Origin of the sequence: Jeotgalibacillus proteolyticus (genome assembly GCF_050107735.1) — a bacterium.
GTDB classification, from domain to species: Bacteria; Bacillota; Bacilli; order Bacillales; family Jeotgalibacillaceae; genus Jeotgalibacillus; species Jeotgalibacillus proteolyticus_A.
In genome coordinates this window covers 1-15,570 of sequence record NZ_JBNILO010000010.1, presented here as the reverse complement: position 1 = coordinate 15,570, position 15,570 = coordinate 1, and the positions used below count along the sequence as shown (strand labels likewise).

14 protein-coding genes are annotated in these 15,570 nt (G+C 40.4%); 13 read left to right on the top strand and 1 reads right to left on the bottom strand.

The features are described 5' to 3' along the window. Positions 1-46 precede the first annotated feature (46 nt). Positions 47-826: a hypothetical protein gene (locus ACQCT8_RS14775; protein WP_426872271.1), complete on the bottom strand. Its 780-nt coding sequence runs from the start codon at positions 824-826 to the stop codon at positions 47-49. Positions 827-1,813: 987 nt separating this feature from the next. Between ACQCT8_RS14775 and ACQCT8_RS14770 the strand changes: the two genes are divergently transcribed. The 13 genes from ACQCT8_RS14770 (at position 1,814) to ACQCT8_RS14710 (ending at position 15,438) form a co-directional block, all read left to right on the top strand. After that, on the top strand, positions 1,814-6,148 hold the full coding sequence (locus ACQCT8_RS14770) for a S8 family serine peptidase (protein WP_426872485.1): 4,335 nt from the start codon (positions 1,814-1,816) through the stop codon (positions 6,146-6,148). Positions 6,149-6,347: 199 nt separating this feature from the next. Beyond that, entirely contained in the window at positions 6,348-6,953 is a 606-nt protein-coding gene (locus tag ACQCT8_RS14765) for a TasA family protein (protein ID WP_426872270.1), read from the top strand. Between the two features lie 209 nt (positions 6,954-7,162). Then, positions 7,163-7,699, top strand: coding sequence for a hypothetical protein (locus ACQCT8_RS14760; protein WP_426872268.1), 537 nt, complete (start codon positions 7,163-7,165; stop codon positions 7,697-7,699). Between the two features lie 5 nt (positions 7,700-7,704). Further along, entirely contained in the window at positions 7,705-8,271 is a 567-nt protein-coding gene (sipW, locus tag ACQCT8_RS14755; protein ID WP_426872266.1) for a signal peptidase I SipW, read from the top strand. Between the two features lie 293 nt (positions 8,272-8,564). Continuing rightward, a complete protein-coding gene (locus ACQCT8_RS14750) occupies positions 8,565-9,437 on the top strand; it encodes an AraC family transcriptional regulator (RefSeq protein ID WP_426872264.1) in 873 nt (290 codons plus the stop codon). Between the two features lie 218 nt (positions 9,438-9,655). Then, positions 9,656-11,272, top strand: coding sequence for an FAD-dependent monooxygenase (locus ACQCT8_RS14745; protein ID WP_426872261.1), 1,617 nt, complete (start codon positions 9,656-9,658; stop codon positions 11,270-11,272). A 213-nt stretch (positions 11,273-11,485) separates the two neighbouring features. Beyond that, a complete protein-coding gene (locus tag ACQCT8_RS14740; RefSeq protein WP_426872260.1) occupies positions 11,486-12,427 on the top strand; it encodes a S1 family peptidase in 942 nt (313 codons plus the stop codon). 27 nt (positions 12,428-12,454) lie between these two features. Beyond that, entirely contained in the window at positions 12,455-12,829 is a 375-nt protein-coding gene (locus ACQCT8_RS14735) for a hypothetical protein (protein WP_426872258.1), read from the top strand. A 474-nt stretch (positions 12,830-13,303) separates the two neighbouring features. Next, positions 13,304-13,498 carry a hypothetical protein gene (locus ACQCT8_RS14730; RefSeq protein WP_426872256.1) on the top strand — a complete coding sequence of 65 codons (195 nt, stop codon included), beginning with the start codon at positions 13,304-13,306 and terminating at the stop codon, positions 13,496-13,498. A 123-nt stretch (positions 13,499-13,621) separates the two neighbouring features. Then, positions 13,622-13,843 (top strand): hypothetical protein, encoded by a 222-nt coding sequence (locus tag ACQCT8_RS14725; protein WP_426872254.1) that lies wholly within the window; start codon positions 13,622-13,624, stop codon positions 13,841-13,843. Continuing rightward, positions 13,843-14,106, top strand: a complete 264-nt coding sequence (locus tag ACQCT8_RS14720; RefSeq protein ID WP_426872252.1) for a YolD-like family protein — start codon at positions 13,843-13,845, stop codon at positions 14,104-14,106. Before ACQCT8_RS14725 ends, ACQCT8_RS14720 begins: the two co-directional genes overlap by 1 nt. 433 nt (positions 14,107-14,539) lie before the next feature. Continuing rightward, the gene (locus tag ACQCT8_RS14715) at positions 14,540-14,815 is read left to right on the top strand and encodes a hypothetical protein (RefSeq protein ID WP_426872250.1); all 276 of its coding nucleotides are present in this window, start codon (positions 14,540-14,542) and stop codon (positions 14,813-14,815) included. A 146-nt stretch (positions 14,816-14,961) separates the two neighbouring features. Next, entirely contained in the window at positions 14,962-15,438 is a 477-nt protein-coding gene (locus ACQCT8_RS14710; protein WP_426872248.1) for an N-acetyltransferase family protein, read from the top strand. Positions 15,439-15,570: the final 132 nt, after the last annotated feature.

Sequence of the window (15,570 nt, the reverse complement as noted above, 5' to 3'; positions counted from 1 at the left end):
TCTAATAAAGATGGCTGGGATCCATGTGTCTCAGCCATTCGTTTACTTAATCTAAAAGAAGATGGTGCATGTTTGAGAAATAATAAATCCATCCCTCTTCTTTGATCACTGCTTCATTTTCGTTTGGGGGGTGAGCCAGCTTTGGGAGTAATTCACCTTCACTTCCAAAAGCCACAGCATAGAGTGCACAGATGCAGGCATCGTAGGCATCAGTTCCCGGGTTTTCATTTTTAGGCATAAACCGCCTCAAGTGCTCATGCACCTCTTCAAACCTTTTTTCCTTTACTAAAGCAGGGTACACTTCAATGATAAACCGATTATCATATTCTGCTGTTTCACGAAATGGCAGGGCTTTAAATCCTTCTTCTTTTTCCCATAGTCTACTGTGCATCATCGCTGCCGTGGCATTATTTCCAATTCGATCGAATGAGGCTGACAGAGGTTTTTTACCGAAAACAGAATATATTTCCCTGTCTGTGAGTCTATATGCAAACGGGTTATAAATTTCTTTGTCCGGTTTTATCATGTCAGGTATTTCACCCTTTAAGAGTTTGTGAAAGGGTGCAGGAAATCCTAAAGGAGCATCTATTCCTATGACAAATAATGTCTTCATATCGGTATCTTTAAAAGTGAAGAAAGGATCCACTTGACAAGTAAGTTCTTTTATAGAAAGTAAACTTTGAACAGGAAGCGATATTTCTGCAGGAGCTCCAATCCATTTGATTTGGTTAGTCCGGCGTTCCCACTGACAAATGGCTATCCCGTGATTGCTTCCCATCCAACCCCCTGCATCCCAACCAATCCCGATTACCCTATCAAAAGACATGACCAATCCTCCCATTGTAGAACTCATATTTTATAACAGCCCGCTACTAAATAAGACCTGATTATCATCGTAACACTGACCATTTAAATGACTTAATTATTTGCTTGAGTAGAACCTATGACAGAAGAATAGTGATCAACTAGTAAAGGATAAGATGACTACAAACTAGAAGGCTATTATGTACGCGATACTCATGGATGCCCTCTATTAAAGAGATTGAGGAAGAAATAAATCTTCACAGTAACGGTCACCGTCTGTTCCTTGAGGTGAACGTTTCCCTGCTGAAAAATTCATTTTGAACGTTCTCCTCTATTTTGATCCTTGTGCTGCTCTTTTCGCAGCCTGAATATTTGTCCGGCTTTCGACAAAAAGTTTGTTGAACAGCTAACACTCGAAATATATATTTTTCAGAAAAAAATACACTCCAAAAAGTTCTATACTGGAGAGAAAACCTTAGGAAATCTAATTATTTTTATCATATAGGCAGAAAGAGCCAATGCACATTATTCAATAATCGACTTTTTTCTATAAGTAAATCCTTATATAATTACCTATATCGACTGTTTTTTTACAATTTATGTGTAAAATCTGTTTAAATTTGAACGAATTAATAAATTCCACACTGCTCTCATAAACAGAGTTTTTTCATAAACACATTTTATAATGACAAATCAAGGAAAATATGGTTACAAAAAACTAGTTGTATGTATAATAGCTTGTTTCATATGACCTGTTTTTAAATAGTTTGAAAATTCATTCTTTTTTCGACAACATCCTTTTATCACTATTAGTAGAGTATAGATATACCTATTTTCCTACATAATTGATTGGTTAAAACTGATCTCAAAACAACTGCGTACATGTGGAGCTGCGTTCTGAATTGCTGCTTTCAATGCCTGACACGGATCATAGGGAACATAGTGAAAGGGGGAACGATCTTTTCATTCACACACTACAAATAATGGGAGGATGAGAATGAATAAGAACATGAAAAGAAAGATTACGAGAGCGGCGTCATTGGTTATGTGCATGCTGTTAATTGCACCGTCATTCACTTATGGCCAGGCATCGGCACAATCAAATGGACCTTCAACCTCTTATCTGGGCAGCAGTAAGGAAATAGTAGAAAGTAAAGTGGATAAAAAGTTAAGTCAGCTATACGAAGAGGACGAAATGGTAACATTTTTAGTGCGGATGAAGGAGCAAGTGGATACGGCAAGTGTTGCAAAAGAAGCGGATGAAACCGCCGAAAAATCAAAATTGTCGCCTTCAAAAGCCCAATTGTCCAAAAGATCTTTAATCGTTAATGAATTAAGATCCACTGCTAAAGTATCACAAGAAAGAGTCATGGATCTTTTGCAAAAGCAGGAAAGTAAAGGAAATGCAAAGGATATTCAATCCTTTTACATTGTGAATGGACTTGCCGTTACAGCTTCAAAGGAGGTAATGGAAAAAATCGCATTGCTTCCTGAAGTAGCAAGTATCGATCCGAATGAAATACGGGCAGTAATCGATACAGACACGGCAGCACCTGAAAATCAAACCGAAGCCATTGAATGGGGTGTCGATCAAATCGGTGCACCTGCGGCATGGGAACAGGGTATTGATGGCGCCGGAATTGTAGTGGCATCTATCGACACAGGTGCTCAATGGGATCACCCTGCTCTTAAAGAACAGTACAGGGGATTCAATAACGGTGAAGTCAGCCATGAATTTAACTGGTTTGATCCTGTGAATGGCTCTGCCACACCTGTAGATCCTGATGGTCACGGAACGCATGTAACCGGAACGATGACGGGTACAGAGCCTGACGAGGTCAATCAGGTTGGGGTCGCACCAGGGGCTAAATGGATTTCAGCCAATGCATTCGGTCCATTAGGCGGAGAGGATATTCACTTATTGCAAGCGGGTGAATGGATTTTAGCGCCTACTGATGCAGAGGGCAACCCTAATCCAGCCATGGCTCCTGATATCGTAAATAATTCTTGGGGCGGCGGTCCTGGACTTGATGAATGGTATCGCCCAATGGTTCAGGCATGGAGAGCAGCTGAAATCATTCCGGTTTTTGCTGCAGGAAACACACGTGAAGGAAATCCAGGCGGGCCTGGCTCCGTATCAGCTCCGGGGAATTACCCTGAATCTTTTGCTGTTGGAGCAACGGATGTTAATCAGGAACTGGCTTCTTTCTCTTTGCAAGGACCTTCTCCATATGATACACAGAAACCGGACGTATCCGCACCGGGCGTCTCGATTCGCTCGTCCATTCCGGGAGATTCTTATGGAAATTACAACGGGACTTCAATGGCAGCACCGCATGTTGCAGGGGCGGCTGCGCTGGTCCTTCAGGCTAATTCAAGCCTAAGTATTGATGATGTAGAAGATTTACTTATGGACACAGCAACTCCAAGAACAAATGAACAATACCCTACCGCACCGAATAATGGTTTCGGCGACGGGATTATCAATGTATTTGACGCAGTATCTGCTGTCATTTCCGGACTGGGAACCATCAGCGGTCAGGTAACAAAAGATGGAGAAGATACTACTGCTCCTGTCATTGACTACTCGGGCCCTGATGAAGTATTTGCAGGCATCCCGATCACGTTAGAGGCTGCGGTAACAGATGATATAAGTGTTACGGACGTAATGCTTGAGTACCAGAAGGAAGATGGAGCTTGGGAAACGGCAGCTGCATCACGTGTTGGCGGTGATTATCTTAATGGAACGTACCGTGCAGTCATTGATGGCGCTCAGGTTTCAGAAGGCACAATCGTTTATCGCTGGAAAGCGGTGGATTTTGGTGCAAATGAAACCATTAGTGAAGAAGCTGACATAACCGTTAATGCCCCTCCGACTGTCGGGTACGAGCAGGATTTTGAAGACAATATTAGTGGCTGGACAATCACAGGTCCAATGCAAACATGGCAGTGGGGTGCTCCTGAATCCGGTCCTGGTTCAGCATTCTCAGGTGAGAAAGTCATAGCAACTAATTTAGCTGGAGATTATGACAATGATTTATTTGAATCAGTTGAATCTCCGCCATTTGCCATACCTGAAGAAGGTGCCGCCTATCTTCAGTTTAAACACTGGTACAATATTGAGACGAACTGGGATTTCGGCCATGTATTTATCTCGGAGGACGGGGGAACTACATGGGAGTTAATTGACTCATTTACCGGATTAAGCGGTGATTGGATTGATGGTCAATATGACTTATCTGCATATGCCGGTAAAACCATTGTTGTAGCTTTTGAGCTTGAGTCAGACTTTACCATTGTCAGACCAGGCTGGTATATCGATGATTTCAAAATTACGGATGAAGCACTTTCATCCATGACCAAAGTAAAATCGGTAAAAGACAGCGGACCCGTTAAAAAAGAACGTGCACCTAAATTTGATGCACAAAAAGCCGTCGATCGGAAAAATGCCGAAGAAGCGGAAGAGAAAAATACAATTTCAGAAGAATCCGTTCTTTCGGGATTGCCTGTAAGTGCAAGAGTGACGGTGGAAGAAACGAATCGTTCTGTCAATACAGACCCTGCAACGGGAGAGTTTTCTATGACTCATGCGGTTGGCGATTACACGCTGCTTGCTGAAGCATATGGATTTGCACCTCAATCTCAAGAGGTTGCCGTTGTGGAAGATGAAAATACAGACGTTTCCTTCTCACTTGAAGAGCTTCCAACAGGAACGGTAACAGGAACAGTTGTCAACCAGGCAACGGGTGCACCTATTAGCGGAGCAACTGTATATCTGATGGAAGATGCCGCGGTTGCGCCTGTTGAAACAGATGAAAATGGAGACTATTCCATTACAGGCTACGAAGGCAGCTACACATTAAAGGTTGTAGCACCTAACTTCTACGGGGAAGAAGTTGAAGTAACACTCGAAGGGGATGTGGAACAGGATATTGAACTGCGTCCATTCATCGGCTATCCAGGTGAAATTGGCTATGACGATGGAACTGCTGAAAATGCACGGGCATTCTATGAAGCTGGAAATGGCTGGGCTGTAAAAATGTCACTGGAAGAAGGTCAGAATGCGGCACTCGTAACTGGCGGTTTATTCCGATTCTGGGATACTGAATGGCCGGTTCCAGGCGGCACAGAGTTCCAGGTAGAGATCTATGATGCGAGCGGAGCAGATGGTGCACCTGGACAAAAATTAGCAGGTCCAATTGATGCTGAAGCTAAGCGTGATGGTACTTGGACTCAGGTGGATCTAAGCAGCGAGGGTGTAGTAGTAGAAGGAGACTTCTATTTAGTCTACATTCAATCCAAGGCGGATCCTGATTCCCCTGGACTTGGAACAGATGAAGATGGACCAAATGCTGGCAGAAGCTGGCAGTATGTTGATGGTGCATGGTCACAAGTCCCGGAGGAAGAAGGAAACTATATGATACGTGCGCTTGTGGACTATGAAGTAACAGCGCCGTCTATTACCTCACCTGCAGATGGTTCATTTACGAATGAAACATCCGTCAATGTAACAGGTAATGCAGCACCGAATACAGATGTAATTGTCTACAACCAAGGGGAAGAAGCTGCAACAACAACTTCTTCTGAGGAGGGACAATATGAGGTATCTGTTGACTTGTCAGAAGGGGAAAATGTACTTACTGCCAGAGTTTCTACCGAAGCCGGCATGACAGACGAGTCCTCTCCTGTAACGATTACAGTAGATCTGACATCCCCTGTCATAGAAGTGACGAGTCCTGAAGACGGGTTGAAGACCAATAAAGAGACGATCACCATCACAGGAATGGTAAACGAGGAGCATCTTGACACCTTCACGATTAACGGGCAGAACGTCTCCGTTACTGACGGTGCCTTCTCCAAGCGATTACTGCTGGAAAACGGTGAAAATCACTTTGAAATGACGGCAACAGACTTAGCTGGCAACTCGACAACTGAAACTTTAACAGTTGAAGCGAAGTTTGGCGAAATTGAAATACAAAACCTTCAGCCTTCAGAAGATGTTTATCTTAAAGCAGGAGAATCTGTTAAGATCTCGTTTGAAAGTGAAGAAGAGTTGGATGCCAGCTTTATATTACGGATGCCTTTAACGAATATTTCAGGCACAAGTAATGTAACCGAGCTTCCTGTCAATGAAGTAGCTCCGGGTCAATATGAGGCGTATTGGACAGCTACATCATCCGTTATTGCTGATGGGGTTGGAGTAGAAGTCATGGTCAACGATGAGTTCGGAAACGAAGCTCGTCAACTTGCTGAAGGCAAGCTGTTTATTAACAGCTGGTCGCCTGGGGATAAAGACCGCCCTGTAAGACCGATACCGGGAAGACCTGACATTCCTGGCAGATAACTTAAGAAAGAGTGAAGATGTAGCTAATACATCTTTACTCTTTTCCAAAAAAAATGCGGAATCCTGTAAGAGAACAATAGTGGTTTAAAACAGTGTAAATCGTTTAATAAAATGAGATATCTATTGTCTATTAGTTCTTAATTAAGAACTATATTCTTACTAAAGAACAACAAGTGATCAAATAAGAGGAGGAATTTAAATGGGAATGAAGAAGAAACTTGTAATGGGACTGGCTCCGGCGGCACTTGGATTAACCTTAATGGCTGGAGGTACATACGCATACTTCACAGATGCAGCCGAAGCAAATGGTACGTTTGCAGCGGGTACTTTAGACATTGCAGTAAATCCGGAGACCATTATCGATGTTGATGGCATGAAACCCGGTGACTGGATGAACCGTGTTTTTCATCTTGAAAATAATGGGTCTCTCGATATCCCGCAAGTAATGTTAAATTCTTCTTACGAAGTAATGGATTCAAATAACGACAATACAGAAGACTTTGGAAAATACATTCAAGTGAATTTTCTTGAAAATGCAGATAAAACAGGCCGTGCTGAATATAACGATATCATTTATCAAACAACGCTCTATGATCTGCAATCTTTAACACCCGACGCCGTGGAAAAAATTATAGATGAAGCTTTTGGAGAAGAGAGTGGTCTAGACGCCGGAACAAGTGACACCATGTTTGTTCAGTTTGAATTTATCGATAACGGGTCAGATCAAAATCAATTCCAGGGTGACTCTTTATCGATTACATGGGAATTTATTGCGAATCAAGGTGAAGGAGAGCATATTGAATAAAAGGATCTAAAGGCCGGGAAGGTGGGGAAACTCGCCTTCCTATCCTAAATAGAAATATATTGAATTTTGAGCGTACCGTAATAGTATGCTATTGAAGTACGCTGAAAAGTTAATGCGGCATTGAGTAGAAATGGGGGATTACAATAAAATCATCTAAGCAGATTAAAAAAAGCTATCTTTTAGCCGCTTACTCTATAGGCGTTTTTTATATGATGTTTATGATCGCAGCCTACATAAGTTCTGCAACAACCGCTTATTATACCACCTCCTATCGTTTTACAGGAACGATCCAGGCAGGTCATTGGGAAGAAAAGTCAGAGAAGGACGAAAAGAAGGTGAACGAAGAAACAGATACATCTGCTGCCTTAACTGAAGAAGAAAATGACATGGAGGAAGAACCGGCAGTCAAGGATGAAAAAGCAGAAAATACTGTTGTGGAAGATCCAGCTAATTTAAACGAAGCATCAAACCAAGATAAAAATGAAGATGTAATAAATAAAGAAATTGATGAAATAGAAGAAATAGAAGAAATAGAAGAAATAGATGAAGCAGACGTAGTAGATGAAAAACAGGAGGAAGATTTAATAGAAGCAGGTGAAGAAGAGGAAAAGGGTGAAAATGAAGATGAACATGAAAGTGAAGACATGGAACAGGTTGAAGAGCCGGAAGCACATGCTGAGGAAGGAGAAAATGAGGAAAATACCACTATAGAGGATGAAGAAATAGAAGTTGAGAATGAGAGGTGATAGAAGTGAAGGAAAAAATGGTACTATTTTTAACGAAATGCATAACCGGTTTGTTTTATTTGCTGCTGGTGACCATGGTTTTTTTCGTTGCTTCATCTAAGGTCACCGGGGAACCGCCGCAAGTATTTGGGTATCAAATAAAAACTGTATTATCGGGATCGATGGAGCCCGGCATTCAAACGGGATCCATCATTGTGGTAAAAGCTGCGCGAGATCTTGAAAGGTTTAAAGAAAATGACATCGTCACCTATAAAGTGAATCGCCATCAGCTCGTCACGCATAGAATTATAGAAGTCATTTCGCAAAACAATGAGATTATGTACAGAACAAAAGGAGATGCGAATGACGGGCCGGATACTGCCCTTCTGCTGCCCCAAAATATAGTGGCTGAATACGAAGGAGTGACGGTTCCTTATATCGGCTATCTTATTGAGTTTTCTCAGTCAAAAAACGGTATTTTCCTGCTGTTTTTTTTGCCCGGTCTATTTCTGCTCAGCCAATCCCTTTATCAAGTGGCAAGATTAATAATAGAGGAAAATAAAAAAAGCATAAAAGAATCACATGCTGGATGACCCAGTAGAAATGCCAATCTAAACTATTGTTTAAAGAGAAGCTTTGATATAACTGAAAAGTTGTAGAATGATGCATTAATAGTATGAAAAGAAATTAGGAGAAAGGGTTCGTCTGAATCGAAGTGAACCGGTCTTAGAGCCTGACACACCGTGTCCCAGGCTCTTTCTTACTGTTGATCGCAGCATTCACATCATGTTCGTGAAGGAACTGATTCAAACCTGTTCCCCAAAAGCAAAAATTGACATGTTTTCTTTTTTCGAATCCATTATGATGATCATAAGGAGTGAAGCTTATGAACTGGATTCAGTCATTACAGGCATCTATTGACTACATTGAAACCCATCTTCTTAAAGAGATTCAGCTGCAAGAAGCAGCAAACCGGGCCTCGGTGTCACCGTATCACTTTCAGCGCATGTTTTTGATGCTGACGGACATGTCAGTTGGAGAATATATACGCAAAAGAAGACTGACACTCGCAGCGCACGAGTTGGTAAGAGAAGATGTAAAGGTTATTGATGCCGCTTTGAAGTTTGGCTATCACACTCCTGAATCGTTTTCAAAAGCCTTTCGAAAGCAGCATGGACTTTCACCAAGAGAAGCAAAGAGCGGGAAAGGAAAGCTTAAATATTATAATCGCCTGGTGGTCCAGGTGATCGTGAGGGGAGAAACGCCGATGAATGTTGAGATTATTGAAAAGGGACCTGTTCAAATTGTCGGATTAAAACAGGAAGTGAGTTGTGTGGATGGTAAAAACGTAGTAGAGATTCCGAAAATTTGGGACAGGGTTAATGAGGATGGCACGACAGAGGAACTTGCTGTGATGAATACTGGTTCGATTGAGGGAATTCTAGGCATTTGCGTTGACAAAAGCAAAGAGAAGGCTGACACACTGGATTATTGGGTTGCAGTTGCTCACGATGGAAGCAGTGAAGAACGTTTTGAAAAGATGGAACTGCCTGCATCTAAATGGGCGGTGTTTGAAGTAAGAGGAGCAATGCCGCATGCGATTCAACAGATGTGGAATCGCATTTACACGGAATGGTTTCCAGTGAGTAATTACAAACACGCTGGTACTCCGGATTTAGAGGTCTATCCTGCAGGTGATCCAAACTCAGAGGATTACTATTGTGAAATCTGGATTCCGGTAAAGAAAATAAATCAGTAAGTCAATAATGAAAGAAGAGGGGTCCAATTGCATTATATGGACGTCTCTTCTTTTTTATGGGTTAAATTACGCATGTAGTAAAAGAATAAGGGTATCGTATGGTAGGTTACGTTTATTCTGAAACGATTTTTTTACAAGAAGTTTTTTAAAGAGACTGTTGTTGACTCAGTCCGAATCTTTATTTTATAAACCAATGATGAACGAAAGGAGCTCGTCATATGGCAGTGATTAAAACAGATGTCTTAATTATAGGTGCAGGACCGGCTGGACTGATGGCCGCGAATGTCATGCAGAAAAGAGGAGTGGACTTTGTCTGCCTTGAAAAAAAAGCAGGGCGCTCAGTTCTTTCTAAGGCCCTCGGGATTCAAGCCAGGTCTCTTGAATTATTTGAATTTCTTGGTGTGAATCAGCCTTTTGTAAAAAGGGGCTATCCAGGTCCTGGTGCAAAGCTTCATTTGGCAGGAAAAGCACCTTCCTATGTGGAGATGTATCATATAAAAAGCAGATATCCCTATTTGCTAATCATTCCTCAGCACGAGATAGAAGAAATTCTTGAGGAGCATTTAAGTGACCGGGGTGGAGAAATTTCACGTGAACATGAGGTCCTCGAAGTAGATGAGCAGGCTGAAGGCGTGTATGTTACAGCACAGCACCACGGCGAAAAGAAAACCTACTTGGCCAATTATGTACTTGCCTGCGACGGCGCACATAGTAAAGTCCGTGAGCTATTAAACGTTGAGTTTGTGGGTGAGGATGAGGGAATTACATTTTTCACAGGAGATGTGGAAATCCCGGACATGAAGGAAATTCATATTAATCTTCATCTAAACGACCGTGGAGCTGCCGCCTTTTTCCCATACAAGGATGGTACGTACCGTGTAGTGGGATTTGACCGGACAAGACAGGATGGCCCCCGAAAAAGGAAAATGGAGCTTCAAGAACTGCAAAGCACCCTAGATACAATTTTGGATACATCTTATCAGGTCGAAAACCCTAAGTGGCTGGCTTATTTCGGAACAGCCCACAGACAAGTCCCCAATTACCGAAAAGGAAGGGTCTTCTTTGTAGGAGATGCTGCCCATATTAATAATCCGCTTGGCGGCCAGGGAATGAACATCGGACTTGAAGATGTGGCGAATCTTTGCTGGAAAATCGATACGGTATTAAAGGGATATGCCGGCAATCCTTTTCTGGATACGTATCATGAAGAAAGGGCTCCTGTTGCCAAAGAGGTGATTCGACACACCACGATGGAGTTGAAGCTCATTCGTTTGCAGGGTATACCAGGAAAGCTCCGTAACTGGGCAGGCAAGGCAGCTTTAACTCAAGATTGGGTTCAGGCTATCTTCGCTAAAGCCTTGTCCCATGTTCACAGCGATTACGATAAAACGCCGATCAACCGCTCATTTAAAGATCCTTCTTTGCCAAAAAGAGCCATTCAGGCAGGCGAACGGGTGCCGGATCAGCTGCTATTTATGAACGGGACCACGGATGAAAGACTGTATCCGATCATTCAAAGAATGGGGTATGTCTGCTTAATTTATATTGATTCCTATCAGCAGGACCTGGTGGATTATGCGTATGAGTTTACAGAAAAAGCAAATGAAGCATTTCCCGATATGATGAAGGTGTATCTTGTGGCAAGAGGCGGGACCGTGCTGACTGACAGAGATGAACTGCCTATTATTTATGATTCCTATCGCCACTTAGACAGGAATCTTGGGATGAAAAAAGGCAGCACATTATTCATTCGCCCGGATGGACATGTAGGGTTTCATGATGGATCTGCTGACTTGCAGCAGGTGATGGGGAAGTTGAAGCGTTATTTTATTTGAATTGAATAGATAATTTTCCTTAAAGAAGACCGGTTCATTTCCGTGGCGGGAGGTGAGCCCTCTTGATGCTGTCGCATCTGCATGGTCTCACCTTTCCCGCTGCATCACGCAGGAGTCCCCGGTCTCCGCTGCAATGAACCTATTCTTTTGTGATTTCACTCGTAAATAAAATGTGAAACCCTTTCTATTCTTCTTTCTGCAAGCAACTTTGAATTGAAAGGGAAGGGGACCGGTTCATTTCCGCTCCGTCCGGAGGCTTTCCGCGTAGCGGGAGGCGAGTTACCAGAACAAGCTTTAAATAACATTAAATTCAATGAGGTTAATTATTCAGAGGCCGAATTAAATCAAACTGTAGAAGATATTTCAAAGGACAGAAGTACTTTAGCTGAAAAGAATATTTCTTTATCTTCAGTGTCCTCTAATGAAAAAGAAAACATGGTAGAAGTAGGAATCGAACCCTACTCTAGTGAAACAGAGACATATCTTAAAGAAACATACGGGGAAAATATGATTAATGTGATGAATAAAGAAAAACCAAAAGAGGAAAGTCGTACTCAAGACTATTGGTATATGTATGGTGGTTTACAGATAGCAAATACAAGTGCTAATAGCACAGGAAGTTCTGGTTATTGTTCTAATGGTTTTTCCTTGGATTCTTCAGATGGATATTTTATAGTAACAGCAGGACACTGTACAGATGATTGGTCATCTTTTTATCAAGGCGGAAAATATAAAGGAAGTGTCTACCTTACTGACAAAGGAGGATCTGCTGACGTTGGAGTAGTTAAATTAGATTCTGATAGGACAACAAACTCCTTGTATAGGTATGACTTTGGGGATCGAGATCTAACAAGCTATCAATTAGTTAATTCAGATTATGTAGGGCAACAAGTAGCTAAGACTGGAGCAAGAACAGGTGTAACAACAGGTGAAATACAGAGTCGGAGTTGGAGTGGATATATTTCCGACCCTAATGGGGATAGTGTGTACTATACGAATTTAAGGGATGCATCATATGATTCGGCTGGAGGTGACAGTGGGGGAACGATCTATTGGGGTAATGAACTTAGAGGTCTTCATACAGGTTCAAATGGGAAGTTTAGCCACATCCATTATACTTTACAAAAAATTCCTGGCACACCTACTTTAGATTAAACACTTGATATAATAGGAGGCTAATTTTTGTCAACCGTATTAAAAGTTAGTATGCATGGCTTAATGCTAGTAGTAATTATGGCAGCTTGTACAAATGACAATAATGAAGCTGGAAATAGTCCAAAGGATACTAAAAGTGATGGGATTAGTAAGGAGAAAGCAGAAGAAGTTGCATTAGAAGACGTAGAAAGTTTTAAAAAAGATAATAGTGACTTTTCTATTAACAGTATTGAGAGAAAAGATATGAAATATAGAGATTCCGGGGAAGAACTTGATTCATGGGTAATTATTATTGAATCAAAAGAAGCTAATGAAGATGAAGCTTCTCCTAACATTCTTTATCAAATTGATGCTCAAGATGGTTCTATTATTGATAAAACAGACCACGCAATGGCTGAATAACTATATTTTTAATTTATTAATTAAGAAAAAGTGATACTATAATACTCCTTATAAAGCAATTTATAATTGTGGCGATTTCAATTGCCATCTTTCGCCCAAATTCTATAAGGGTTAACACTTGGGGTGGCAATGTGTAAGGAGGTCTCTTTACTATGATGGAAGAGGCCTTTTTATTTATTTAATTTCTCCAATATCTTTATCGTCCTTCGAACTATGTACATTTAGGATTTACCATTCAGTGACTTATCCCCGTACTTTACAAAAATAAAAAACTTCACTATCTACATAAATTTTTTTAAAAAACAGAAAAGAAATAATAAATATATGTCGAATATATAGTCCTAAAGGAGGTTTTAATTATGAGTGACATTACTTTAGACTCAGGTTTTGGTTACACACTCGATTATCCAAAAGAGAGTGATATTGGAATTCTATGGTCCTTAAAAAAACGGAGAGGACGATCGTTATATCGTTATGGAATATTTACCGAACTATCCCTTCCGCAAAGTCCTACAATCGCAAATCCACACATTGGAAGACCGCGCAAAAGACTTCTTACTTAGTCAACTAACGGATATAGAAGAAGGTAAATACGACACTGAAAAGCCAATATTAAAAGAAATCTATGCTATTGATACACCGCTTGGCAGCGTTGAAAAGGGTATCTAATAGCATGAAAGCTCACCAACAAAGGTGAGCTTTTTTAATTGAAACTAACGGAATCTTTTATTGTATCTATTCTTTCCATTACATATAATAAGAACAAACGTTCGGAATAAAGGAGTGATTTAAATGGTTAGCATGCTAAATCGATCCTTAACTAATAAGGAGAAGCTAGAAATGATTTACCTGGATGCTGACGGTGAGCTTTCTCATAGAATTATTAAAGTAGTTAAATTCTCGGAAAATGATGTGCTAGCTTATTGTTTCTCGAAAAAACAAGTTCGCTTGTTTAAAAAGGATAGTATCCTCTCCGTTTATCCTTATAAAGCGCTTGAGAGGATGAAAGCATAATGGGGCAGCAGAACGATCGAGGAACAATCAAGTGGACTTCTCTCATGTTGCCCGAGCATGTTGAAATGGTAAAAGAAATTTATAAGGAGCAAAATAAAGTAGATAAACCTTTACTAGATGAACAACAAATTCAGGATCATACTTTTTTATTAGAAATGCGAACGTTCGTAAGGTGTTTTAGGGCCTTTACGAACGTTCTTTTAAATTTTATTAAATCTTTTTTAACCGTTCGTAAAAGTGTACTTTTAAGAACGGGAATCTAGCCGATTATTTGAATTACAGATGAACATGAAGTTTTTTATGTATAAAAAGCAATGGTGGTACGGAGACAGTTGCGGTAATGGGGCACGTTGATAAGGACTCAATGGGTACGTCATTAAAAGAAAATATGAGAAGGCCAGATTGGAGTTTGTATGCTTTTAACGTCTTTAAAGAAAAACCTTCGATTCGTTTATCAGCTTCATAGGTTTTGTATGCTTGTGATATAAGCATTGTAATTCCTCCTGTAGCAAGTTTTTATACAGGGATTATTGACCTTTTCATTTAAAGAATACAAAAAACTGACAACAAAAAAAGGAAATTAATGTTAAACTAAGGGCAGTTTAACACAACAAGATGAACGTCAAATATAAGGTGACGGTCTGCTTCCTAGGTTTCGTATTAAGGAACCTGCTAAATCATTTAAGGGGGATAATTATGTCCAATACATCATTTTTTATAGGTGTTCTTCTTAGTTTTCTAAGTTTATCGATATATCTGTTTCCTGGTGTAGAATTTTTTTGGGATTTACTAATGTTTATAGAGACTTGGATTCCGATTATAGCTGGTATAGGGATATTATTAGGAGTAATCCAGTTAGTAAGAGGGGTTAAAAAAGCTAACACATCAAAATGGTTGTCCCTTTCAGTAATAGGTATTGTACTATGTATCATTAATACTGGAGTTTATTATTTCTATTGGAATTTTAGTTAGTAACTACTAAACAAAAGTACTTTTTTCTTCGGTAGTAAAAAGGAAATTAATGTTAAACTAAAGGGGCAGGATAGCTTTGGAAGGCACTTTTCGCAAGAGTAAGAATTGGTAGAATAACATTAGGAATTATTGAGAGGTGTAAAACTATGGAAATACTTATACGAGACGCCAAACAAAGCGATTACGAGTTATTGTTGCCGTTATTTAGGCAGGTTCATGAGTTCCACGTTTTTGTAAGACCAGATCTTTACAAAGACAATTCCACTCCTGTAGAACAAGAATTTTTTGAAGACCAATTGATTGATAGAAAGCAGCATATTTTTGTTGCTACTATAAACAATAATATAGTTGGGGTGATAGTGACAAAGGAAGAAGAAGTAACTGAAAATACTTTTATTAAAGGCAAGGAAGTGTTATTTATAAAGAGTTTATGCGTTGCTGATAACTTTAGAGCGCAAGGTGTTGGGAAAAAACTAACTAATTACGTTTTCGATCTCGGAAGAAGACTCAAAGTGGATACTATTGAATTAGGAGTATCCGAGGAAAATAAATCTGCCATTGAATTTTATAGGTCAATTGGGATGAAAACGAAGAGTAGAAAGATGGAAATTATTTTGAACTAACGGGTGCGCGCGACAAGTTCTGCTATAAGCGCTTTGCAGCGTGAAATGCAGGGAATTCGATTAAGAAATTCCAACTTTACAACCGAAGGTCGGAATGATGAAACCATGTTTTTCCGAAACGACCTCATCAAG